Raw genomic sequence first — 24,497 nt, 5'->3', positions numbered from 1 at the left:
GATGAGTAAAAATCCACAAGATATAGAACTATACAAGGTTCTTTATAATGCTTATGCCGATGAAATAAAAAATCTTTGGCAACGCTCAATATTTTTAGTGGCATTTATGGTGCTTGTGTGGAGTGGCTATGGCGCATTGCAACTAAAAGCCATAGAGTTAAAGATTGTAGAAAATCTTGCCCAAAACGTGCAAAATGTGGAGACAAACACTCTTGTGTATATCTTTGCTTCTCTTGGACTTTGCGCGGTGATTATCGTGCTATCTTGGCTATGGATAGCTATGGCAAAAGGCTCAAAGTTTGTTCAAGAAGCCAACGAGGAGCATATCAAAAACTTTGACTTTCAAAATTATGATATAAAAAATCTCTTTTGTGATTTGGATTCTTATGAATATGCAGAACACACAGATTCTAAAAACAATACCAAAGTCAAAACACTAAATCCAAAATTAAAAGATAGTTTGTTATGCTGTGGGGTGTTGCAACCATATCGCTACTCGCCTAGCAAAATCAATATCGCACTTGGGTGGGTAAGCTGCCTACTAGGTATTGTACTTTTTATTGCACATATTATGAGTATATTTTGCACGACATTATGCCCAATAGGGTATGCTGTGCTTGTTGCGCTAATAATTATAGCTTTATATAGCTGTTTGACACTTATCAAATCACGCTTAAAAGGTAGATAAAATCCAAATCTTAGAGGGCAAAAATGCTAACAAATTATAAATAACATTTATCCCCACGATTTATCCCACCGCTCCGCACGATTCTCACGCGCTCTTTCTTACGCACACTTTTGCATATTTTTGAGTTTCCTCTCACTCCTCCCACAACTTTTAAAAATTTTTCAAAAATTAAGCTATTTTTAATAGGGGGGGGGGATAAAATAAACCGCTTTTGTTTTTGTGCGAAAATTTGTGATAAAAATATTTATCTTAAGATTCTAGCCACGAAGCAAAGCAAATATCACCCCCACAAGGAGCAAAGAATGAGTAAGATTCTTGCACTAGCATTTGCTGCAGGGCTTGGAGCGGTTATGATGACAGGCTGCGCTCTAAACACCCCTCTAAACATCACAGCCGCTGAAGTCCCACCAGAGCAAGCAAAGACAGGCGTAGCTACTTGCCGAAGTTTCTTTGGTATTTTCCGCTTTGGGAAATGCACGCTTAATGACGCTATCGCTAAGGGCAATATCACTCAAGTGCAAAGCGCGGATATTAAGCGATTTAGCTTTTGGATTTATGCAAGCGACAAAGTCGTAGTGCGCGGTAAATAAATCCACTTTAGTATAAACAAATGCGATTTTTCACTTAAGCTAAGTATTTTTAGTCTTGCTAAATCACGACAAAAGCTAAAATTCACTCCCTTGCCTTAGAAAAATCTTTAATATTTTTAAGACAAGGGGATTCTTTTATAAAATTCAAGAAAAAACAACTAACAAAACATATCCAAAATCTCACAAAAACCCCTCAAAAATCTACAAAAAACACTTATGCCACACCTAGATATATCCCAAATATATTAAACACCACAAAAAGCCCAAAAAATGTAAAAACTAGACTTTACTTACTCTTTTTTACTAAAAATCGCCCAAATAAATGCCACAAACCACAATATCCCTGTCAATCCAAAAAAGAAATTTATGATAAAAATCAGCCATTTATCTTTATGAGAGCGCACAAACGCAATCACACTTGGCAAAAAATACAAGCCCAAACTACAAATAATCGCCAATATATACGCCACAAATAGCAATATATCAAAAGTAGGCACGCCTACGATTTCCACGCCATCAATGATTTCGGTAGAATTTTTATAAAAATATTCCAAAAACAAGGCTCGCTCCTTTAGGCAACCATTTTTAAGCAAATATCACACATCTAAATGCTTGACATCTTTTGCGTGAAGTTGGATATATTCTCTTCTTGGCTCTACCTCATCGCCCATAAACAGCGTAAAGATTCTATCAGCTTCTTCCTCACTTGGTAGTTGCACGCGAAGTAGTGTCCTATCCGTAGGTGTCATCGTAGTTTCCCATAGTTGGTCTGGATTCATCTCGCCTAGCCCTTTATATCGCTGTATATCTGCACCTTTTTTAGCAGAGTTTTCCACTTCCTCAAGCAAAGTGATGACATCTTTTTTCACACCATTTTCATCTTTCAAAAACGCCAAATCCCGCTCATTGATTTTATGATAAGTATGTCTTGCTTCGGTAAAAAGCGGGTCGCTAAATAGATTTTCATCAATAGTAATATCAAGTAGCCCCAAACTTGTTTGGACATATAGCGTGATAGAATCCTCTCTCAAGTCTTTAGATAGGATATTACACTCTATGCTAGATAAAAATTTCTCTATTTTTTCATACAGCTTAGCAAAATCCTTGACTACACTCTCGCTTACATTTTCGATAAGATAGCGCACCACTTCTATCATCGCATATCGCTTCTCTAGGCTTTTTAGCGTAGAGCGATAGTGCGCGATATATCGCAAAATCTCCAAAAGCTCTTTATTGCCGATTCCCTTAAAGCTAAAGTTTTCTATGCCATTTTCGCTCAAATACTCGCTTAGTGCCCTATCATCTTTTAGATAAATCTCTTTTTTGCCCTTTTTGAATCGATACAAAGGAGGCTGCGCGATATAGATATGCCCATTTTCGATAAGTGGCTTAAGATAGCGATAAAAAAATGTCATCAAAAGCGTTTGTATATGGCTACCATCGACATCAGCATCTGTCATAATAATGATTTTGTGGTATCGCAATCTCTCCAAGCTAAACTCATCGCCTATGCCACAGCCAAAGGCGATTATCATATTTTTGATTTCCTCGCTTTTTAGGATTTTATCAAGCCTAGATTTTTCTACATTCAAAATCTTTCCACGCAGAGGTAAAATCGCTTGATAGCGTCTATCTCGCCCTTGCTTTGCGCTACCACCCGCAGAATCCCCCTCTACAAGGTAGATTTCAGACTCTTGTGGGTCTTTGCTCTGGCAGTCTGCGAGCTTGCCCGGAAGTGTGCCTACCGAGAAACTCTCTTTTTTGCGCATAGTTTCGCGTGCTTTTTTTGCTGCTTCTCTGCCTCGTGCGGCTAGAAGTGCCTTTTGCATTATGTTTTTGGCATCATTTGGATTTTCTTCAAAAAACTTGCTTAGCTTATCAAAAGTGAGCTTTTGCACGATTGGCTTTACAAATGAACTTCCAAGCTTGCCCTTGACTTGCCCCTCAAACTGCGGGTCTATCACGCGAGTAGAGATTATCGCTACAAGCCCTTCACGCACATCTTCGCCCGTTACTTTGACATCTTTTTCGCGTGCATTGGCATTTGCTTCTATGTAGTTTGTGATTACCCTAGACAAAGCAGCGCGAAATCCAGCCTCGTGTGTCCCACCATCAGGTGTGCGGATATTATTGACAAAACTTAGCACATTCTCATCAAAGCCCTCATTGTAAGTTAGGGCGATTTCGACTTCTGTCTCTTGCTCTACACCTTTGAAATAAATAGTCGAGCCAATGATTGCATTGCGCTTATTGACATCATCGATAAATTCTATCAAACCATTTTCAAAGTGATAGCTTACCTCCGTGCCATCTCTCTCATCTTTAAAATCAATTGTTAGATTTTTATTAAGATATGCCATTTCTTTAAATCGCTTCAAAAGCACATCTTTGTCAAATTCTAGCACTTCCATTATCTTGCCATCAGGGAAAAACTCAATAGTCGTGCCGTTTTCTTTTGTTTGTCCGATGATTTCTAGCTCACTTGTAGGCTTACCCTCTGCAAATTCTTGTCTATAAATATTTCCATTTTTTTTGATTGTCATTATGAGCTTTGAGGATAGTGCATTTACCACAGATACACCCACTCCGTGAAGCCCACCAGAAGCCTTATACACTTCACTATCAAACTTCCCTCCCGCGTGAAGCACAGTTAGCACCACAGTTGCAGTTGGGATTTTTTCTGTGGGATGAATATCCACAGGAATTCCGCGTCCATTATCCTCAATAATAGCACTTCCCTCTAGCGTAAGCGTGATTTTGATTCTATCACAATGCCCTGCCATTGACTCATCGACAGAATTATCCACCACTTCATACACCATATGATGAAGTCCGTTGATATTAGTGCTTCCTATATACATTCCCGGACGCTTGCGAACTGCTTCTAGTCCTTTTAAAACCTTGATATTTTCGCCTGTATAAGATACATTTTTCATTGTTTTAAGTCCTTTGTATTGTGGTGTTTGCAGATAGAAGTCTAAAAATAAGCTAGAGAATCTTTAGAGAGATTCTCTTTTAAGCTAGATAGTTGTTAGATTTTAGTTAGATAATCACAGGCATTACGATTGTGGAGTAGTTTTCATCTTTTAGTAGGAATGGCATATTTGCATCATTTAGCAAAATCTCAAACTCATTTCCTTGCACGAAAGTAAGGAAATCAAGCACATACCTAGAATCCATACCTATGGTAAGCTCTTCTTTGACATCTAGGCTAATCTCAAGTTGCGTGTTAGCCGATTCCAAATCCTCTGTGCTCATAGATTCAAAGAAAAGTCCATTAGAATCTATGGTGATTTTTATCTTTGTAGCAAGAGAATTTATGAGCTTTATTGCTTCGATGATTTCATTTTTTGGTAGCTTTAGTTGCACGGCAAAATCTTTTGGGATAATTTTCTCATAGTCTGGATATTTGCCGTTAATAAGCTTGGTAGAAAATACATAATTTTCCGAGCGGATAAAGAGCATAGTTTCAGAGAAAAATATCTCAAACTCATCATAAAATAGCTTTGTGATTTCCATTATCGCGCGTTTTGGGATAATCAGCGATAGCGTATCGCTGATTGATTGTGTGGAGTGGCGTATGATAGCTAGCCTGCGCGTATCTGTGGCGACAAAGTTGCACTGATAATCTTTGACATCTAGAAGTGTCCCTGTGAGCTCTACTCTATGATTGTCTTTGTTTGCGCCCTCTGCTGCCACAGCGACTTTTCGTAGTGAGTCGATGAAGTTTGCAGAATCAAGATTGATTTGTTTATCATTAGAGTCAATCTCTGGGAATTTTGTTGCGTTGTGATATTCGCTTGCATTAAATGTAGCGAGTTTGTATGTCGTTTTTCCTTGCTTTACAAAGATTTGAGCGTCTTTAGATTCTAGCGTTACTTCGCCGTCTTTTAGCTGTTTGATAATCGTTACAATCTTTTTGCCCTCAATCGTTGCGATACCGTCCTCGTGCTTTTGGAGAATGTCTATTTTTGATTGGATAGAAATCTCATAGTCAGTTGCTTTAAGCAATAGTTTATCATCGGTAGTTTCAAGGTAGATATGAGAAGTGATTTGTGAAGAATCCCTCTTATCTAGAAATGATTGGAAATTATTGAGGACTATCTCAAAGTTAGATTTGTTTAGCGTGATTTTCATCGCTTTGCTCCTTTTTTAAGTTAAATGTTTAGCAGTATTAGTAGGTAGTGTGAATATGTGAAAATCTATCCAAAATCCCCATCTCAAACACAATCCCAAAAACTCCTAAAACCTACTTTTTCTAAGATTTTATTAGGTTTTACTTTGGATTTGCTTTGGATTTGCTTTGGGATTTTTCTAAGAGCTTTGCCCTATTTTTACCCTTGATTTTGCTCTAGCTTTTGGATTTTTTGCGGATTTATGGTTTTACACCACTTATCAGCATTACTATCCACGATATTCACATTCACATTATCAATTACACACCACTGCTTTATAACAATATCTGCAATTCTACCAAAATTTTTGTTAGATTCTCATTAGAGATTTTTCTCATTTTGTATTTTATTTTTCAAATTCACAATCAAATGCTTCAAATTCTCATCTTCTTGGATTTGTTTGGTTATTTTTGTGAGTGCTTTGCTTACTGTGGCGTGGTTTTTTAGTCCTAGTCGGCTAGCCACACTGCTCATAGATTCCATATTGCTAGCAGAATCTTTTATGAGATATAGCACGATATGCCTTGCTTGCACGATTTTTGGCACGCGTGAGCCGCTTGTGATTTCACTGATTTTGACATTTAGTTCTCTTGCGATTACGCGCACGATTTTTTCTACCGTGATTTCTTCTTGATTTTCTAGCAGGATTTCATCTAGCACGCTTTTTGCCATTTCTACACTTATAGGCTGATTTGTCATAGCATTGTGAAATCGCATTTTTGCTATGACTCCCTCGATTTGTCGCACATTTTCGCTGATATTTTCTGCGAGATAGTTTATGACTTCTTTTTCCATTGAGATTTTGTTATCCACGCATTTTTGAGCGATGATTTGGATTCTTGTCTCCACTCCCGGGGGTTGTATGTCTATCTTTATACCACTTTCAAATCGCGACCGTAGCCGCTCCTCTAGTCCCTGAATCTGCTTAGGAAGTTTATCACTTGTCATCACAATTTGCTTATTTGTCTTATACAGAGCTTCAAAAGTGTTGAAAAACTCCTCTTGCAAACTTACCTTACCCCCCAAAAACTGAATATCATCAATCAGCAAATAATCGCAATTCCTATAAATATCTCTAAACGCGTCCATTCCCACGGTATTTAGGTGTCGCTGAAAATCATTCATAAACTCTTCAGTTGTGAGATAAATCACGGTTTTTCCGCTTCCTCGCGCAAAATTCCCTATTGAGCAAAGCAAATGTGTTTTTCCAAGTCCTGTGTTTCCATAAAAAAGCACGGGGTTATACGCTTTGGCTTGCGTGTTTGCAACCATTTGTGCCACGGTATAGGCGTGTCGGTTAGAATCGCCTACTACGAAGTTTTCAAATGTGTATTGGGACTGATAAGAAACCTGCATATTCCCAGATTTTGCTTTTGTGTGTGTTTTTCTTGGTTTTTCTTTTGATAGGCTAAAGCGGATTTCAGGCTTTATTTTGGTTTGCATCTCAAAAATATGCGCGATTTTTAGCGCGTAGTTGGACTTTATCCAGCTCTCTATGTATGGATTTGGCACGACAAGCACGGCTACATTGCTTTTTGAAGCACTCTCATCGTATTTGATAAGCGAAATGTATGTCTCAAAATCAAATGGCGAGACTTCCTCTTTTAGCGTGCTTAGCACTTTTTCCCAAATCATTTTTTTCCTTTGTATTACCTAAAATCATTTATCACACTTAAGTCCTAAACCCCCCACAAATATCTTGCTAGCCAAATATCTTGCAACTTTAGCCTCATTTTACAAAATCCTTAAACCCTCCTAAACACCGACAAAAACAAGCCTTATCAAAAAAGTTTTTCACATTTTCACAAGACTTTTTCACTTCTTTTCACATTTTCACACTACAATGTTCGCGAAATGTCCACGCCTTTATGATTTCGCTTCATAGTCATCTAAAGTAGTGTCCCCACCCAAACTATAAGCACCCAAAAGCAAAAATCGTTCTATAATTTTGAAAAACAACCCCTAGCATAAAAACCACACAAAAAACAAAAATTAAGGCAAAAAATGAAAATTTTAGGTATCGACCCCGGGAGTAGAAACTGCGGCTATGCTGTCATTGAGCACACCACCACCCAAAAAGGCAAATCAACTAAGCTAATCGAAGCAGGGTTTATAAAAATCGCCAAAGACGATTTCCAATCCCAAATCCTAGAGTGCATAAACGCGCTAGATTCTATATTTGAGTCCCACAAAGCCACCACGCCCATAGAATCTGTCGCCATAGAAGATATTTTCTACGCTCACAACCCCCAATCCGTCCTAAAGCTCGCCCAAATGCGCGGCGCAATCGCACTAAAAATCCTCCAAGAAATGGGCAGCTTTACCCAATACACCCCCTTACAAATCAAAAAAACAATCACAGGCAAAGCAAAGGCAGATAAAATCCAAGTGTCTTTTATGGTGCGCCAGATTTTGGGAATCAAAAGTGAGATAAAGCCCCTTGACATTACCGATGCCATAGCCATAGCCCTAACACACGCATTTAAGACACTCTAGGATTTTACGATTCCCATTAAATGTGCAAAAAAGTGCCTAAAAAAATATTTTAAAATCTTTTTTGATTCTCGCTCGCCCACACTTTTTATTTTTGCCAAAATTATCAAAGTTTGCCAAAATCCGCTCACTTGCTTTTATGCACCGCAAGTGCGGCGGGGGCTTGGCAAGTAGGCATCATCTCTAGTCGATTGATATTTACGCGACTAGGTAGGTGGGCTACCCAGCACACAGCTTCTGCTATGTCTTTTGGATTTAGTGGCTCTGTCCCCTCATACACGCTATTTGCTCTTTTTTCATCACCCTTAAACCTCACAAGCGAAAACTCACTCCCCCCCGCAAGACCGGGCTCTATATCCGTTATTCGAATATTTTTGCTTGACAAATCAGCGCGTAGATTTAAGCTAAATTGCTTTACAAATGCTTTGCTTGCACCATACACAGTGCTTCCCGGATAGGCATAGCTTCCAGCGATAGAGCCTATGTTTATGATATGTCCAGCCCTCTTTGCTACCATTTGAGGCAGGATAAGCCTTGTTAATCGCACAAGGGATAGGATATTTACCTCTATCATTCTCTCCCAATCCTTTATATCACTCTCATCTGCGGGGCTAAGTCCAAGTGCTAGCCCAGCGTTATTCACAAGCACAGAGATTCCGCCCGAAAATTCACTATCATCTTTGCGCCTAGTCAAAATCTCATCTAGCTTAGATTTTATCGTGTCTATGTCGCAGACATCACACGCGATGATTTCACATCTCTGCCCTATCGCAGTATTTGTAACCGTGGCGATTTCTTGTTGCAAGGAGATGAGGTGGGATTCTCTACGCGCCAATGCGATGACACTATCCCCCCTAGTAGCAAACTCTATCGCACACGCACGGCCAAATCCTACCGAAGCACCCGTAATCAAAACAAGCATTTTGTATCCTTAAAATTTTTAGCCTAGTAGCCCGGATGATTGATTAAATCATCAAATGGAGTTTTGGGAGTATCGCGCTCCCTACCACCGCTTTTCCCACCACCCCACATTAGCTCCTCTTTTCGTTGGAAATAATCCCTATCAGGATTTTTCTCCCTGTGTTTTCGTATTTTGCGCAAATTATCAATGTTTTGACTCATTTTTCTATCTCTCCTGTTCCCCTCATCTTGATATTCCACAGCCAAAAACACTAGCCCGATAACAGCCAAAGTAGCCAAGCAGCCAAGCACGATTTTTTGTGTATTTGTCATAGCTAACTCCTTGCCCCTGCATTTGTGCTTAAGGTTTATTTTAGGATTTCGATTTTATGCAAGGATTTGCCTTAAATATCGGCATTTTGCGCGCAAAATAAAATGCTTTATCAAAATGGAGCAAAATCATCAAGCCAAAATCACAAATAAGGCACAATAATGGCTTGTGCATATATGCTAGATTTTGAGGATAGATTTGGCTGATTTTAGCCTAGATAGGCTTAGAGATTTTGCACTTTAGGGGACTTTTGACGCGATGGTTTAGGAGATTTTGGAGAGCTTTTTGGGTGGGCTTTTGGTTAGGCAGGATTACAAAATCTCACAAAAAAGCCGAATCTAGCCTTTAGACTTAACGCGGGTTTTAAAAGTTTTAAATAACTTGTGCTAGAATCTGCTCCAAAAAGCCACTTAAGTTTGTGCTAAAAACTTAAACAAAATCTTTTATTAGCGCGACAAATGGCGCAATCTACCAAAAGATTTTATCAAAGATTCTAGTCGGGACATCAGGGTTATAAGCATTACAAAGCAAGCACCAAAACTCTCTCAAAGATTTGACAAGGACTTAAAATGTATATTACTTATTGTGATAAATTTGTCCAAATCGAGTTAGCACAAGGCTCTAGACTACTCCAAAAAGTCCTAGAATACGCCAACAAGCACTTCTCTAAGCGTTATCAGCTCTCTAGCTCACTACTTATCCTTGATGATGGCGAGCGATTCAAAAAAGACTATTTGATAAATTGGACTTATCACGCCACTATGCAAAGTGTGGCTTTGACACACGACACCACTCAAGCTACCACCACCCAAACAGAAAAAACCCCACAAGAAATCTCTACACCCAATTCCACACCGAAGTCCAATGAAGTAGCCAAAGACGAAACCCACCAAAACGGCAAAAAAAGCACCAAAACCAAGCAAGCAAAAGACACAAAAGCAAAATCTAACAAAAAAGCAAAAAAATCCACACAAAACGAAGAAGTAGCACAAAAAGCACAAACGACAGAAATAAGCGTGGCAGAAAAAAGCCCAGCAGATTCTATCCCGAACAACCCTACAAACTCCACAAATCCGCGCCACACTGATGATACAGAACTAGCCCAAATCCTATCATACAGCCACCTGCCCATACGCATAAAAATCACCAATCCCAACACCCTCCTAAAGCGCATAAAAGTGCAAATCCACCTCTCAAATCTCGGGCAAATCCTAGTGCGCCTCCCCGAAAACAACCGCGTAGCTCGCCGCTATATCCACGCCCTTTTTGGGAGCAACATACTCTATGAAGTGGACAATGAGTTTTGCATAAGCGCGGTGGGCTATACCGAGTCTATGTGGGAGGGAGTTATGGAGCTTATCAGCTCACGCATTATTCACAATATCGCGTTAGATTTTGAGTTTAATACCAAAAAAAGCGATTCTAGCCATTATGCAGGGTTTGGCGAGAGTGGCGAGGGCTTTGAGACTTTTTTGACACGCGAGGAATACCTTTTGCGGAAATGTTATAGCGAGCTAAATGTGGATTTTAGAGATGACTTTGCCAAAGTAAAAAAGCAGTATCTAAAGCTAGCCAAAAAATTCCACCCTGATAATGCTCAAGGCAAAGACAAAAACACGGTTGAAGTGTTTGAAGAGCGATTTAAGCGCATACTAGATGCCTACAACACCATAAAAGCATCTCACGCCCCTCACGCAGACAAGACAACAGCATAAATCACCCAAAATCCTAGTAACCCCCGCAACGATGAAAAACACCCCCCAAAAAGCAAATCCCCCCATAAAGCGTGTAGCCCTGCTTGTGCGCCCCCGCTCCCCACAGCTAAAGCAAAAAGTAGAAGACATACTAGATACCCTATCCGCTAGTGGTATACAAGCACTCATAGAGAGAGAAAATGGCGAGATTTTGGGACTATCTAGCAAGTATGAGCTAGCAAGTATAGAAGAGATTTTGGGTGTGCAAGACTTTGCAAAGCCCTCACAGCAAGCCCCAAAATCTACCCAAAAATCCACTAGAGAATCCACCGAGAAATCCCCTCACAAGCCCGCAAAAAATCCAAAATCCGATTTTTGCGCTGATTCCCCCCCCCACAGCCCCTCAAGCACATTTTTACCAAAAGTAGATGCCCTTATCAGCATAGGTGGCGATGGCACGCTCATATCTGCGGTGCACAAAAGTGTAGGAAGTCGCTTGCCTATCTTTGGGATAAATATGGGACATTTAGGATTTCTAACCGCGATAAATCCAAGCGAACTAGAATCTTTCGCCAAAGATTTGGCACAAGGCAACTATGTGCTTGACTCCCACAAGCTCTTAGAGGGCAGGAGAGTGCGTCCAAGTGGCGAAATCTCCCAGCCATTTTACGCGCTAAATGAAATCCTAATCACCAAAAAAGACATATCAGGTATGATTCATATCGATGCGATGATAGAGGGAGAGTTTTGCAACAGCTACCGCGCAGATGGGCTTATCATCGCCACTCCCACAGGCTCTAGCGCGTATAATATCTCTGCAGGTGGCTCTGTGGTGCATCCGCGATGCCAAGTGCTTTTGCTTACTCCTGTGTGCGCCCACTCACTTACCCAACGCCCTATGGTGATAAGCGATGAGTGGGAGCTAGCATTTCGCATACACAGCACACACATAAGCCCTAGCAAAGACAGCGCAAAGCTCATAAAAACAGGCATAAAAACCCTGCAAAATCAAGACATAGAAGACATAGAGGGAATGATAATGATAGATGGGCAACAATGCGCCAGCTTCAAAAAAGGCGAGGTGCTAGAAGTGAGAGCAAGCACTCAAGTAAATCTTATCCAGCACCCAAACCGTAGCTATTTTGCGATACTGCGCGAAAAATTTGGCTTAGGAAGTAGAATCTAAATCTTGCAATGGGAACTCAAGTAAATGGGTAAGCGCAAGCAAAGGTAGCGCACAAAGCAGTTTTTTATTCCAAGAAAATTATCTTAACTACTCTAAGAATTTTTAGCGAGCAATTTTGCTAAAAATTTACAATGCAAACAACAATGCAAGTGTTTAGTTAGATAACCTTTGCAGTGTTTTTTAAAATAAAAATACAAAACCCCACAAAAACTCGCATTAGTCCTAGAGTTTGGATATAATACGCACTTTAATCTATACTTTTTTATAACCTAAGATTTTTGCCAAAATTTTTTATTATAAACGCACCAAGCGCACAAAATCACAAAACATAAACCACCAATATTTTTACCCCAAAAGGCAAGCGATGATTACCAAACTTAGCATAGAGTCCTCCCCCATTTTTGGCAATCTTGAGTTGCGATTTAGGGAGGGATTTTGCGTATTTAGCGGGGCTAGCGGCAGTGGCAAGTCTGTGCTTATGGAGTCGCTACTCTCTTGCTTTGGCTTGCGCGAGCCAAACGCACCAAATATCGAAACAGACTTGCTTCTATCCCCTGCGTTCTTAGAGCAGCTTGGGCTAGAGGGCGAGCTACTAAACATAAAAATCGTAAAAAAAGACAAAACACGATATTTTGTAAATTTCGCCCCCATAGCCAAAAAAACGCTTAGCGACTTGCTAGGGCAGCATATCAAGCATATCCACTCACGCGGTGGCGATGAGCTAGACTTATGCAGCCTTATAGCCCTGCTTGATAGCTATTGTGAGAAGTCCCACCCCACTCACAGAGAAACGCTACAACGGTTAAGCACAGAGTTTGGTGCACTAAAGGAAGCAAAATCCGCTCTAAAAGATTTAGAATCAAAAGAATCCCACACCGCCCAGCTAAAAGAAATCGCAGAATTTGAAATCAACAAAATCTCCACCCTAAGCCCAAAAGAGGGCGAATACGAAAATCTACTAGCACTAAAAAAAACCCTCTCCCACAAAGAAAAAATCAAAGAAGCCATAGCAAAAGCCCAAGAAGCCTTTAGCCACACAAATGAGATTCTCTCCGCCCTAAACACCCTAAATATCAAGCAAGATTTGCAAGATGAGGCAAAAAAAGCAGATGAAGCGACAGATGAAGCAAATGAGGTAGATGAGGTGCGCACTCATCTAAGCCAATCCCTAAATGACGCCCAGAGCCTCCTAGAGCGCGAGCAAAGCAGGCTAGATGAGCTAGATGAGATTGACAGCGAGGCTATGCTTCATCGCATCTCTGCTTTGAGCGAGCTTATCCACCGCTATGGTAGCATAAGCAATGCCCTTAGCGCACTGCAATCCAAAAAAGCCGAGCTAGAAACACTCCAAAACTTTGAATCCCACAAAAAGCAGCTCCACAGCCAAATCGCCACTTTACAATCCTCACTACAATCCCTCTGCGAGAGCCTAAACCAAAATCGAGCCAAATCCCTCCCCGCTTTGCAATCCCACCTAGAGCAGCTCTGCTCCGAGCTAAAGCTACCAAGCCCAAGTGTGAGCCTAAGTCCAAAAGAGCTAGATTCTAGTGGCGATTTGGGAGTAGAGATACGACTAGCAAATAGCAGTATAGATACACTTTCAGCAGGTGAGTTTAACCGACTGCGACTAGCCATAATGTGCCTACGCGCTAGGCTAAACAAAGCACAAGGCGTGCTTATCCTAGATGAGATTGATGCAAATTTGAGCGGGGAGGAGAGCGAGGGTGTGGCAAAGGTGCTAAAAGAGCTTTCCAAATCCTATCAAGTCTTTGCTATCTCTCATCAGACAAATATGCCAAGCCTTGCCGATGCGCATTTCCTAGTAGAGAAAGGCAAAGAAAAATCTAGCATAACACTTCTCAACTACGAGGGGCGCGTGCGTGAGCTAGCTAGAATGGTAAGCGGGTCAAATATCACAAATGAGGCAATTGAGTTTGCCAAAACCCGCTTAAGCGAGTATGTCAAAGGTGGGGAAAATCTACCTAGCTAAACCCGTTTACGCAATCTAGCCAAAACCAAGACTTCTAGCCTAGCCCAAAATCCACAAAATCCCAAAAAACCCAAACGGAGCAAGTATGAATCTAGCCCAGCTAAAGGCTTTGAGCGCGTATATGTCTAGCTTTTCTAGGCTATATCACGCAAAGCGTATCCAAGATAGCACCATAAAGCTAGAGTGTATATGGGACTTGGGAGTATCACAAAATCTTGCAACCAAAAATCTCACACAAGCCACACAAGCCCAAGATTCCCACCAACTCTCGCTAGCAAAATCCACCCAAGATTCCCAAGAACCCCTAGAGTCGCTAAACCCCCTAGAATCTTTGTCAAAATCTAAAAACACTTTTTACAAAGAAGTGTTCTACATTGATTTATCTCGTGGAGAATCTAGCGCGTATATCGCTCCCTCCCCACTCATTGCTACCAAAAAATACTCCGCCCCCTTTGATATAGTCCTCTCAAGGCTAAATGGCGCAGAGATTTTATCCTGTGAGGTGGTGGGAGAGGATAGGATTTTGCGCCTGCATTTAGACATTCGCTCTGCATATAAGCGTGAGGAAGCGTATTTGCAGCTAGAGTTTTGTGGCAAGCATACAAACGCGATTATTTTGGATTCGCGCTTTGTGGTGCTTGAGGCACTGCGCCATATTTCCCCGCTAAAATCCACTCGCCCTATCAAAATCCACTCCCCACTTCCACCGATGCCACACAACCCAAATCCCCCCAAACCAAATTGCCAAGATTTTGGAGATGACTTTAGCGCACAAGCTACCCAAGTTGCCCAAACTATCAAAGAAATGCTTTTGTCAAACTATACTAAGAAGTCTCAAAAATCCCTGCAACTAGCCAAATCCGCCCTACTAGCCAAGCTAACAAAACAAAAGCACACCCTGCAAGCTAAGCTAGATAGCTTGCAAAGCCCAGATGAGCTAGAAGCAAGCGCGAAAAATCTAAATGCCGATGCCACCCTAGCCCTAGCGCATATAGCGCGCATAAAACCATATACAAAAGAAGTGATTTTGCCCTCTCTAGACACAGCAAATGAGCGCACCATATCCCTGCCAAAAGCACCCACTCCACAAGAAGCGATAAATCAAATGTTTAGAGAATCCAAAAAGCTAGCCAAACGCGCAAAAAATATCCACTTAGAATCTAGCAACCTAGAGTCCAAAATCGCCTTTGTATCCCAAGAAATCGACTTTGTCAAATCCACCCAAAACCTAGACACGCTAAAAATCCTAAAACCCAAAAAAACCAAGACAAAAGACGCTCAAGTAGGGCGCACGCTTTTTATCGAGGGCTTCAAGCTATCCATAGGACGCAACAAAAGCGAAAACAAAACCCTGCTAGAAAACGCCCGCGCTGATGATATGTGGCTACACATAAGAGATGTTCCCTCTTCACATTTGTTTATCCACTGCGGCAAGCAAGCATTGCCAGAGACTATTTTGCAAAAAGCAGGCGAAATCCTAGTAGGAATGTGTGCTAAAGGCGAGGGGGATTTTTTCATAGACTACACTAGGCGGCGATTTGTCAAAGTAGGCGAGGGCGCAAATGTAGTCTATGCCAAGCAAAAAAGTTTTTTTGTGCGCAAGTCAAGCTAGTCACAAAGCAAACAAATCCAAAGCCCAAGCAAAATATTTGGCACAAAAACTTCATAAGCAGATTTATAGATAAACTATCACAAACCAAAAATATCACAAAATACTACAAAAAAATGCTACAATCTCACAGCAAAATCTAGCAGATATTTCGGTTTATCGTGGCATTTTGTCGCGCTTTGCCAAAATCTAAAAAACTAAGAACAAATCACTAAATCAAACTAAAATTGAATCTAAACAAGGAGAATCAAATGAAAAGCGTTCGAGTATTTCATATCCTAAAGCACACACCCACTAGGACAAAGATACTGCAAGTCATCTACACACAGCACACAAGTCAAGCCATAGAGGAATTTGCCAAATATGTAGGATTCATCTGCACGCGCAATAGCATACGAGACAAAGTAGGTGGCACAATGTATAAAAACAAAACCATAAATGCCGCAAACGAAGTAAGCGCAGCACTAAAAGGCAAATGTGGCGATAAACCAAAATATGAAATCACCATAATCCTGCGCAAATACCGAGAAGAGCTCCCCAACAAAAAACAGCGAGGCGTAAAGCAAAAAAAAGAACAGATAATGAAGTTTTAGCAAATCTAGCAAGATTTTGCGATAAAAACCAAGATTTAAAACCAAGCATTTTTATTGTTTGTTTGCCCCGCTTGCCCCCCACTTGTAGTGAAATATCTCTATTTGGCAGATTTTTAGATATTTCACACACGGTTTAAGCATAGACAACCCACCAAACAATCTCCCCCCAAATCTACTCTAAAACCCCCCAAAAATGCTCCAAAATATTTCAAAATCACAGCAACTCTAAAATCCGCCAAAACTTCATCAAACAACTACAAAAATCTATAATTTACATAAAAATACTTATAAAATGTTTCAAATCGTTTCATTTGCCCACTTTAGCGCGACAAATACACAAGAAAATTCTACGATTATTACCAAAAAATCTTACACTTAAAATGCACTTAAATCTTAACAAAAAGGAGCAGTATGAAAGCTACAAAGTTGGCAGAATACGCTGTATGGCTACTTGCAGCCCTTGTGGGTGGCTGGTATTTTGGCGTGCTAGCACTCAATGCTGGCGAGGAAGTGAGCGCGACAAAAATCGTAGTCGCCTCTATTTGTATTTACGCAATAGGCTATCGCTTTTATAGCAAGTTTATCGCACAAAAGGTGTTTGGGCTAAATGATTCTCGCGCCACACCTGCGGTGATAAACAATGACGGCAAGGACTTTGTGCCTACAAACAAAGTCGTGCTTTTTGGGCATCATTTCGCTGCTATCGCAGGGGCTGGACCGCTTGTAGGACCTATCCTTGCTGCACAAATGGGCTATCTCCCCTCTATGATATGGCTACTTGTGGGCGTGGTGCTAGGTGGAGCGGTGCACGATTTTACGGTGCTGTTTATCTCTATGCGCAGAAACGGACGCTCACTAGGGGAAATTATCAAAGAAGAGATGGGCAAAGTTACGGGCTCTATCGCGATGATTGGGATATTTTTCATTATGCTAATCATCGTAGCGATTTTGGCTATGGTGGTGGTAAATGCCCTTGCTGATTCTCCTTGGGGGTTATTTACGATTGCTATGACGATTCCTATCGCGATTTTTATGGGAATCTATATGCGCTATATCCGCCCGGGGCGCGTAGGCGAAGTGAGTATCATAGGCTTTGTGCTATTGCTTTTGGCACTCTATTATGGGCAGGCTGTCTCTGTGCCTACTCACCCTTGGCACGAGCTTTTTAAACTTAGTAAGACGACTTTAGCACTCCTTACTATTGGATATGGATTTATCGCTAGTGTGCTTCCTGTGTGGCTGTTGCTTGCTCCGCGCGACTATCTAAGCACATTCCTAAAAATCGGTGTCATCGTGGCTATGGCGGCGGGGATTTTGCTAGTAAATCCTATGCTACATATCCCAAAAGTTAGCACATTTATCGATGGGACAGGACCTGTGTTTGCAGGACCGATTTTTCCATTCCTTTTCATTACCATTGCTTGCGGTGCGATTAGTGGATTTCACGCGCTGATTTCTAGCGGGACTACTCCTAAGATGCTAGAGAAAGAGACACATTCTCGCCCTATCGGCTATGGCTCTATGCTTATGGAATCTCTAGTAGGGATAATGGCACTAATCGCAGCGTGTATCCTAGAGCCAGAGCTATACTTCGCAGTAAACTCTCCTCTAGCTATTCTAGACCCTATGGCAAAATCCGCACTAGGCGCAGACATCGCCACCATAGAATCTAGCCTAAAGACTATCTTGCAAAATGGTGGCTTCACTCTCACACCCTCACTCCTAGATAGCGGTGCTGCAGGTGTGTTTATCGCAGATACAGCTAGGAGCATAGGCGAGGAGACTTTGGTATCTCGCACAGGTGGTGCGCCTACTTTCGCGCTAGGGCTTACACTCATTATGCAAAAACTTAGCGGAGGACATTTGGAGTTTTGGTATCACTTTGCGATTTTGTTTGAAGCGTTGTTTATCCTTACCGCTGTGGATGCAGGCACTCGCACAGGTAGATTCCTTATCCAAGATATTTTGGGCAATATCTACAAACCTATGCAAGACACCAAATCAATTTTCTATGGCACGCTTGCTTCACTTATCTGCGTGGCAGGCTGGGGCTACCTACTCTATCAAGGCGCGATAGACCCTATGGGTGGGATTCACACACTTTGGCCACTATTTGGTGCGAGCAACCAAATGCTAGCAGGAATCGCACTGCTTCTTGGCACGGTAGTGCTATTTAAAATGGGCAAGGCAAAATACAGCTGGGTTACGATTATCCCTGCATTTTGGGTGCTTCTAACCACACTTTATGCTGCATTTCAAAAGCTACTACCAAGCAATGGGGAAAGGGTGCACGATGCGGTTAGCCATATCGCCACTGCACAAAAGCAGTTCGCTATCCAAGACAAAGCAAAAGAAGCTATTGCAAATCTTCAGCAAATGGGCGCAGACGCACTAGCCCAAGTCGATGGCAAGACTTTGGAGCAATGGCAAGCAGTGCTTGACAAAGCCACTACCATAGCGCGAAATCACACACTTGATGCCGTGCTTTGCGCACTATTTATCTGCGTAACCTTTGTAGTGATATTCCAAGCGATTAAAATCTGCTACCTCACAGCCACAGGCAAGGGAGAAAAATTCCCATTGCGTGAAGAGCCGTTTTTTGACGCTAAGCGATATGACGCGACACCTCACTAAAGCTGTGAAGCGACACAAAAAGGCGTAAAACCCCCTTTGTGCCTAAAAGCTAGAATCTGCTTAAAATGGATTCTAGCTAGCTAGAAAACATAAACTTTCACTAAGGACACAAAATGCAAGATAAATTCTACCCACCTGTCCCGCTACACAAATACCAAACCAAAGCCTCCAAAATCCTAGAAACACTTCGAGCGTGGTATAAAAAAAGCGATAGGTTTTTCCACCTGCTAGTAGGAATGCCAAGCTATGACAAATATGTCGAGCACATGCGCACAAAGCACCCCGAGCGCGAAATCAAAAGCCAAGCCGAGTTTTTCAAAGAAGCACTAGAAGCAAGGTATAATGGTGGCGTAAGTCGCTGTTGCTAAGGCTTGCCACGACAAAATAAAGACACAATAAGCGAATTTAGCAAAATCCACCAAGCTCATTTTTGCGCGGCTTTTATCATAGATTTTATAAAATCTTTGGCATTGCTTGATTCAAGCAACCTCAAATCTAGCCCCAACGCAATCCCAAAAACCACTTCAAGCGACATTTACAAATCTAAAAACTACTTAATCTGCCCCACAGATTCCCTCAAAATCCACAAAAAACTTTCCAAACCCCCCCAAACTCTAAAAAATATTAAACACAAGATTTAGGCTATGAGTGATTTGCTCAAAATATCTATCCCTAGCACTTGGTGGATAAAAGCTCACACGATAGACTACTTCGGCATTTATCGCAAACCACTTCATAAACGCCACTCCCACTTCGATATACCCACCTTGCGTATCCCCATAAGCATTGGAGCTAAGTATCGCTCCCGCGCCTATCAAAAAAGAGAATGGCGTAGGATAGCCATCGGGCAATCCTTGACAATCTTTGTGCGTTTGCACCGCGCCTAGCAAGCGATGATATGGGTTTGGCGCGGGGTGGAGATAGACAAAAGCACCGATAAGGTGAGAATCCCTCTCCAAGCTAGGCGTGCGCATATAGGCATAGCGGATACGCCACCCATAGTCAAACTCCCTCTCATTGTCTGGATTCATATAGTTTAGCCCTAGCGAAGTGCCAATCCCCCAATTTAGCCTAGATTCTTTCGTGGAATCTTTCGCGGTGCTTGCTTTTGCATTTGGGCTAGCTTTGTTTGGTGGATTTTGCGCTTCAAAGTCGCCCCCCACAAGCGCGTGAAGTGCCAAAACCTGCATTATCGTCCCACCCCACTGCTTGCGCTCTTCTGCTTGAGTGTAGCAGTAGGGAATCGCCCCTAGCTTCGCGCTTAAGCCAAACAACAAAAAAAGTAGCGTGCCTATCGTTCTCATAGCAGTGATTGTAGCACAATAAAGTTATAAGCCAGAAATTTATGCAAAAGCACGCAATCCAACACGCCTTTGCCACAATGCCACCCCAAAGCATACCTCGCTATTGTGCCACGCAGACGGCGCACCTTTGCTACACCACTGCCACACTACACCACGCACCATTGCACCACAAACTGTGCCACGCAGGCACACTCCTGCCACACAATCAAGATTTGTGCAAAATCCGCGCTTTTTGCCGATTTTGCCCACGCAAGTGGCTGCCTTGCAAGCGAGATTTGTCGCACTTGATTTTCTCAAACAAGATTCTAGCCCCAAGATTTTCCCCGCAAGTTTTTTATAAAATCCCCCAAGATTTCCACGCGATTTTTTAAGAAAACACTTGCGATAGCAAGTCAAACCACACTCAAACCACACTTAAGCAAATCAGTCAGACAATCAAAAAAGTGCCTAAAAAATTTACATATACGATTTTTTGTAAAAAATATTTAGAAAATCTTTGATTTTACAAAAATATCTTTGTAGAAATTTTCATTTTTTAGGGCAATTTTTTGTGATATTTTATAGCTTTTTATCCTTACAAAACAAGTCAAAATCTAATCAAAAATATGTGAATTTTCTATATAAATTTTGTCATTTTCTGCAATGTCGATGAGGTGGGAATTTGCATAAAATTTTGCAAAAAATGGCAAAAATTTTTTAACATTTTTTACCCCTTTAAGATTCTTTTTTTTTTTTTGTCGTATAATACTAATAAAGAAATTACCTCCTTAAGTAAGAGGCTAAACTGCTTAAGAATAATCCACTTGATTATCTCTTAGCAAGGCTAGCAAAAGCCCTGTGAAGCGATGATTTACTTCTTTTGACGACCCCTTTGAGAGCCTAGCCAAAAGAGCAATATCTCATTATAGCACACATAATGAGAATAAAAAACTTGCCTCTAAGGAGAGAGCTATGAAACTACAAAAATTCCCTCTATTTTTATTCATCATTTTGTCATTTATCGTTAGCCAATCTAGCGCGTTGGATTTGCTAGAAGTATCCCAAAATCTAAACATAAAAAAAGAACGAAGCAAGCGACCAGATTTTTGCTCATTTGCCGTTGGCAAAAAGGGAAATCCCCCGCGAGGAAGCAACGCCAATAGAGTGGCTTGCTACAAAGGCAATCTCTACACCTACAACACCCGCAAAAGCCAAGAGCTAGTCCCTGTGATTCCAGAGATTGGGAGTATTTCTTGTGGGTGCAATGGCGGAAATATGCTAGCCAAAGTCAAAGCCATAAGCCTTTTTGGCAAGACAAACTCTAAGCCAAAAGCCAAAAAGCAAAAAATAGCAAAAAAGCCACAAAATCTAGCTAGCAAAGGCACGCACGACACGCACAAAGACACACGAGCTACACAAAAAGCCACGCAAAAGCAAGCAAAGAGCTTAGAATCTAGTAAGCTAGCTCAAGCAAAATAACCCCTCCTCCTAAGCAAGAGGCTAAACTGCATAAAGAGCCACAAGGTGATTGTGCTTTGGGTAAGTATAGAGATTAGCCAAAGTAGCAATTTATCGCCCCTCGCAGATTTTGTTGCAATAAGCCGCGTTCATTTGAGGAGCTTTGTCTTGTGTTTGTCTCACAGATACAAGAGATAGACGGAATGTCTCTAAGGAGAGAGCTATGAGGCTAAGGAAGTCAAGTGTAACAGCGATTGCTGTATGGTTGGTAGGCGTAAGTTTCGCGGGCGTAAGTGTCGCAGGTGCATTTCCTGTGTTTGAAATCGCGGGCGAAATCTCCTCTGACAAGTTGTTTTGCCAGACAAGCGCATCGTTTAAAGACTCTAACACTTCAGGCGAGACGCTTGTATGCTACAAAAACAAATTGTATCTTTACAACCTACGCAAGGGCGAGTCATTGCACGCAGCACTAGATGAGAAAGGGCATCAAAGTAGTTGCTCCTGTCCTTTTACCACAAGTGCTAGCAATGACAAAACAAGCAAAAAGGCAAACAAGCTAGCCAAAAAATAGCCAAGCCAAATCTAAACTAAGGCAGGGCACAAACTAACCCCCCAAAACAAAAAGGAGGCTCTTTTGACAAGTCTTTCAAACACTTGCAAAGATGAATGGAGTCGGTTTTTTGGGGGATTAGTTTTAGGGGTTTGTCTTTCTAGGTTTTGGCTAGGCTTTGCTAGCTTGCTAGCCAGATTGCTTGAAAAGCACAAAAGTCCTAAGCACGACTAAAAACTGCTTAAGCAAAAAGAGCAGCATTTTTGGTTGTTGCCAAATCTTTGTATCCTATTTAAGTGATATAAATCTAGCATTATGGCAGCAATCCACACCCTAAAATCTAGCTTGATTTTGGGGTGTAATCTAAGCCAAGAAGGGCAGTAAAGAATAAGGAGGTTTGAGATGAAAACTAAAACGGCGTTTTTTGGTATTATCGCAAGTCTTGTGCTGTTTGTGGGGATTGTCATAAGTGGTGTGTATGTCCTAGACAAATTTACCAACACAAGAAGTGAAACACCTATGAGCGCACTTAATACCGAGCAAGACGCTTCACAAGAAGAGCCCAAGCAGTTCTCACAGATTCAGCAAGAAATCATAGAAGAAGTCTTTGAGCAGCTAGAAGACCAGCTCTATGACACCATAGTCAAGCTAGATAACTCCAAAGCGTTTGTGAGTATGGAAGATGAGATTATGGAGGATTTCAACAGAGAACTAGACCAAAAGAAAAAGCGCGAGCTAGCCAAAAAACTTGGCGACAAATACATAGAGGATATGTATGCCAAAGCACTTTTCAAAATCCGCCGAAAAGTCGATGGACACTTTGATGATGAGTATGTCGATGAAATCGTGCAAGTCGTTATGGAGCAGCTAAAGCCTTATAGGACAGAGGTTGTTAGGCGATTTGTGCTAGATAATATCTACTCAAGGGTTTCTGATGAGATACTTCAAGAAGTGGCTTTGGACTTGGTAAGCGAAGCACGCGAAGACTACGCCAAACGGCTCAAAGAGGAAGCTATCAAGCAAGTCGATGAGTTTGTAGGCAGAAAAGACTAAGCCAAGTTTTTCTAAGTCTTTGCCTCCTAGAATCTTCAACGAGTCTTTGTGGATTCTAGGAGTTCTTTCCTACCTGCTTTGATTCTTATACATTTTTTACACACTTTTTATTCTTACACATTTGGTTTTATACATTTGATTCTTATGCAAAATCTTTTTTGCTAAAAACTTCTACTTACAAATACTGCGAAATAATAAAATCAGCTTTTTATGCTTTTCACACAAAGAGATTTTATATGATTTTTATGTGTGTGGCTTTGTGGTTTATTTTGTGATTTTTATGGATTTTAGTTGTGTGGATTTTGTGTAGAGCAGATAAGACTACTCAAAATCATCAAAAGTCAGTGAAGCCCTAGAATGAAGCCTTAGCTTGTAAAAGGTGATTTCTAGTTTCGCGCTAGGAGAGAGCTAGCACCAAACTAGAATCATATATCACTTAAGCAAAAACCACACCATTTTTGCACAAAAACATTATTATATTTTCTCTATACACTGCAACAGCACACTAAACCTACTAACCTCACACTTTCTAGCCCATTATTAACAACCAAATGTATGATATTTGTGGAATGGTGGATTTGATTTTTCAGAATTGATATTTTTGATTTCGTGTGGGTATTTGCGTCATTGCTAGACGCCTCCCCGTCATTGCGAGAATTTGACTTGTCAAATTCGTGGCAATCTATTTCTTTGATTCTTTTATAAGGTTTTTGAGTATTTTGTTAGATTTTGGGTGATATGTGTGATTTTCGTGCAAAGTGTAGGGATTTTTTGGAATCGGTGTTTTTTATTTGTGCAGGTTTATAGATTGCCACGCTCGCTTTGCTCGCTCGCAAAACAAGCGAAGCACAGTTTCTTTAGTAATGACGGAAGTGCTTGCGTTTGCATTGTTGGCAGTTGTGTTTTTGTCGTTAGCAGTTGCTAGCCTTGCTTGAAGTGCGGAGGTGGTATCTACCCACCCCCTAGCCCCCTCGTGCTAAGGGAGGGGGAACAAGAGAGTAGTAATTCCGCAGAGGGAGGGGGAACTGATTAAGCGTGAGCCACTCTATTACACTCTATCACATTCACTCGCTTTCTAACACAAATCCCACTCCCACTATATTACACTTCACACACTTGCCCTCACCCGCTTTCTAACCCTCACTCTACATTCTCTCTCGCACAATAAAATATCCAAACAAAAACACCAATCTCCCAAGCTACACTACCACACCCTCACTCTCCCTCGCACACTTTAATCCCACTCCCTCTATATCGCATTCCACTCACT

Annotated in this window: 22 protein-coding genes and 1 pseudogene; 16 read left to right on the top strand and 7 right to left on the bottom strand. The window is 41.3% G+C overall.

Features of this window, described 5'->3' with window-relative positions:
• Window position 1: 1 nt before the first annotated feature.
• Together CQA40_RS03975 and CQA40_RS10850 are read left to right on the top strand one after the other, a co-directional pair.
• Entirely contained in the window at window positions 2–688 is a 687-nt protein-coding gene (locus CQA40_RS03975) for a hypothetical protein (protein WP_115519651.1), read from the top strand.
• Between the two features lie 302 nt (window positions 689–990).
• Window positions 991–1,278 carry a TRL domain-containing protein gene (locus CQA40_RS10850; RefSeq protein ID WP_147290154.1) on the top strand — a complete coding sequence of 96 codons (288 nt, stop codon included), beginning with the start codon at window positions 991–993 and terminating at the stop codon, window positions 1,276–1,278.
• Between the two features lie 290 nt (window positions 1,279–1,568).
• On the opposite strand, the gene CQA40_RS03965 is transcribed toward CQA40_RS10850, so the two are convergent.
• The 4 genes from CQA40_RS03965 to dnaA all read right to left on the bottom strand — a co-directional run bounded on the left by CQA40_RS03965 (window position 1,569) and on the right by dnaA (window position 7,088).
• Window positions 1,569–1,838 carry a superinfection immunity protein gene (locus tag CQA40_RS03965; RefSeq protein WP_023926705.1) on the bottom strand — a complete coding sequence of 90 codons (270 nt, stop codon included), beginning with the start codon at window positions 1,836–1,838 and terminating at the stop codon, window positions 1,569–1,571.
• Window positions 1,839–1,874: 36 nt separating this feature from the next.
• A complete protein-coding gene (gene gyrB / locus CQA40_RS03960) occupies window positions 1,875–4,214 on the bottom strand; it encodes a DNA topoisomerase (ATP-hydrolyzing) subunit B (RefSeq protein WP_115519648.1) in 2,340 nt (779 codons plus the stop codon).
• Window positions 4,215–4,320: 106 nt separating this feature from the next.
• A complete protein-coding gene (gene dnaN, locus CQA40_RS03955) occupies window positions 4,321–5,415 on the bottom strand; it encodes a DNA polymerase III subunit beta (protein ID WP_115519647.1) in 1,095 nt (364 codons plus the stop codon).
• A 359-nt stretch (window positions 5,416–5,774) separates the two neighbouring features.
• Complete coding sequence (gene dnaA / locus CQA40_RS03950; RefSeq protein WP_115519646.1) at window positions 5,775–7,088, bottom strand: chromosomal replication initiator protein DnaA; 1,314 nt, start codon at window positions 7,086–7,088, stop codon at window positions 5,775–5,777.
• A gap of 369 nt (window positions 7,089–7,457) precedes the next feature.
• On the opposite strand from dnaA, the gene ruvC reads away from it, so the two are divergent.
• Window positions 7,458–7,949: a crossover junction endodeoxyribonuclease RuvC gene (gene ruvC, locus CQA40_RS03945; RefSeq protein WP_115519645.1), complete on the top strand. Its 492-nt coding sequence runs from the start codon at window positions 7,458–7,460 to the stop codon at window positions 7,947–7,949.
• 124 nt (window positions 7,950–8,073) lie between these two features.
• Here ruvC and CQA40_RS03940 read toward each other — a convergent pair whose 3' ends face one another.
• Window positions 8,074–8,868, bottom strand: coding sequence for an SDR family NAD(P)-dependent oxidoreductase (locus CQA40_RS03940; protein WP_115519644.1), 795 nt, complete (start codon window positions 8,866–8,868; stop codon window positions 8,074–8,076).
• Between the two features lie 23 nt (window positions 8,869–8,891).
• A complete protein-coding gene (locus CQA40_RS03935) occupies window positions 8,892–9,179 on the bottom strand; it encodes a hypothetical protein (protein WP_115519643.1) in 288 nt (95 codons plus the stop codon).
• 567 nt (window positions 9,180–9,746) lie between these two features.
• On the opposite strand from CQA40_RS03935, the pseudogene CQA40_RS11560 reads away from it, so the two are divergent.
• The 9 genes and pseudogenes from CQA40_RS11560 to CQA40_RS03895 form a co-directional block, all read left to right on the top strand.
• Window positions 9,747–9,935, top strand: a pseudogene (locus CQA40_RS11560) (J domain-containing protein); the annotation flags it as partial.
• Window positions 9,936–9,938: 3 nt separating this feature from the next.
• A complete protein-coding gene (locus CQA40_RS11800) occupies window positions 9,939–10,892 on the top strand; it encodes a J domain-containing protein (RefSeq protein WP_309544447.1) in 954 nt (317 codons plus the stop codon).
• 31 nt (window positions 10,893–10,923) lie between these two features.
• Window positions 10,924–12,057 carry an NAD(+)/NADH kinase gene (locus CQA40_RS03925; RefSeq protein WP_115519641.1) on the top strand — a complete coding sequence of 378 codons (1,134 nt, stop codon included), beginning with the start codon at window positions 10,924–10,926 and terminating at the stop codon, window positions 12,055–12,057.
• 364 nt (window positions 12,058–12,421) lie between these two features.
• Window positions 12,422–14,047 carry an AAA family ATPase gene (locus CQA40_RS03920; protein ID WP_115519640.1) on the top strand — a complete coding sequence of 542 codons (1,626 nt, stop codon included), beginning with the start codon at window positions 12,422–12,424 and terminating at the stop codon, window positions 14,045–14,047.
• Window positions 14,048–14,132: 85 nt separating this feature from the next.
• Window positions 14,133–15,659, top strand: coding sequence for an NFACT family protein (locus CQA40_RS03915; protein ID WP_115519639.1), 1,527 nt, complete (start codon window positions 14,133–14,135; stop codon window positions 15,657–15,659).
• Between the two features lie 248 nt (window positions 15,660–15,907).
• On the top strand, window positions 15,908–16,249 hold the full coding sequence (locus CQA40_RS03910; protein ID WP_115519638.1) for a hypothetical protein: 342 nt from the start codon (window positions 15,908–15,910) through the stop codon (window positions 16,247–16,249).
• Between the two features lie 411 nt (window positions 16,250–16,660).
• The gene (locus CQA40_RS03905) at window positions 16,661–18,883 is read left to right on the top strand and encodes a carbon starvation CstA family protein (RefSeq protein ID WP_115519637.1); all 2,223 of its coding nucleotides are present in this window, start codon (window positions 16,661–16,663) and stop codon (window positions 18,881–18,883) included.
• A 113-nt stretch (window positions 18,884–18,996) separates the two neighbouring features.
• Window positions 18,997–19,251 (top strand): KCU-star family selenoprotein, encoded by a 255-nt coding sequence (gene kcuS / locus CQA40_RS03900; protein WP_115519636.1) that lies wholly within the window; start codon window positions 18,997–18,999, stop codon window positions 19,249–19,251.
• Between the two features lie 3 nt (window positions 19,252–19,254).
• Window positions 19,255–19,524, top strand: coding sequence for a hypothetical protein (locus tag CQA40_RS03895; protein ID WP_115519635.1), 270 nt, complete (start codon window positions 19,255–19,257; stop codon window positions 19,522–19,524).
• Here CQA40_RS03895 and CQA40_RS03890 read toward each other — a convergent pair.
• Window positions 19,498–20,187: a hypothetical protein gene (locus CQA40_RS03890; RefSeq protein WP_115519634.1), complete on the bottom strand. Its 690-nt coding sequence runs from the start codon at window positions 20,185–20,187 to the stop codon at window positions 19,498–19,500. The genes CQA40_RS03895 and CQA40_RS03890 overlap by 27 nt on opposite strands.
• A 103-nt stretch (window positions 20,188–20,290) precedes the next feature.
• Between CQA40_RS03890 and CQA40_RS10845 the strand changes: the two genes are divergently transcribed.
• The 4 genes from CQA40_RS10845 to CQA40_RS03870 all read left to right on the top strand — a co-directional run bounded on the left by CQA40_RS10845 (window position 20,291) and on the right by CQA40_RS03870 (window position 23,227).
• On the top strand, window positions 20,291–20,527 hold the full coding sequence (locus tag CQA40_RS10845) for a hypothetical protein (RefSeq protein WP_147290153.1): 237 nt from the start codon (window positions 20,291–20,293) through the stop codon (window positions 20,525–20,527).
• 611 nt (window positions 20,528–21,138) lie between these two features.
• Window positions 21,139–21,645 (top strand): hypothetical protein, encoded by a 507-nt coding sequence (locus CQA40_RS03880; RefSeq protein ID WP_115519632.1) that lies wholly within the window; start codon window positions 21,139–21,141, stop codon window positions 21,643–21,645.
• 202 nt (window positions 21,646–21,847) lie between these two features.
• Entirely contained in the window at window positions 21,848–22,195 is a 348-nt protein-coding gene (locus CQA40_RS03875) for a hypothetical protein (protein WP_115519631.1), read from the top strand.
• 381 nt (window positions 22,196–22,576) lie between these two features.
• Complete coding sequence (locus CQA40_RS03870) at window positions 22,577–23,227, top strand: hypothetical protein (RefSeq protein ID WP_023926688.1); 651 nt, start codon at window positions 22,577–22,579, stop codon at window positions 23,225–23,227.
• Window positions 23,228–24,497 lie beyond the last annotated feature (1,270 nt).

The sequence above is a fragment of the Helicobacter sp. MIT 01-3238 genome, from assembly GCF_003364135.1.
Taxonomy (GTDB): Bacteria; Campylobacterota; Campylobacteria; order Campylobacterales; family Helicobacteraceae; genus Helicobacter_B.
The sequence above is the reverse complement of the archived record's forward strand: the minus strand, read 5'-3'. Positions and strand labels throughout refer to the sequence as shown.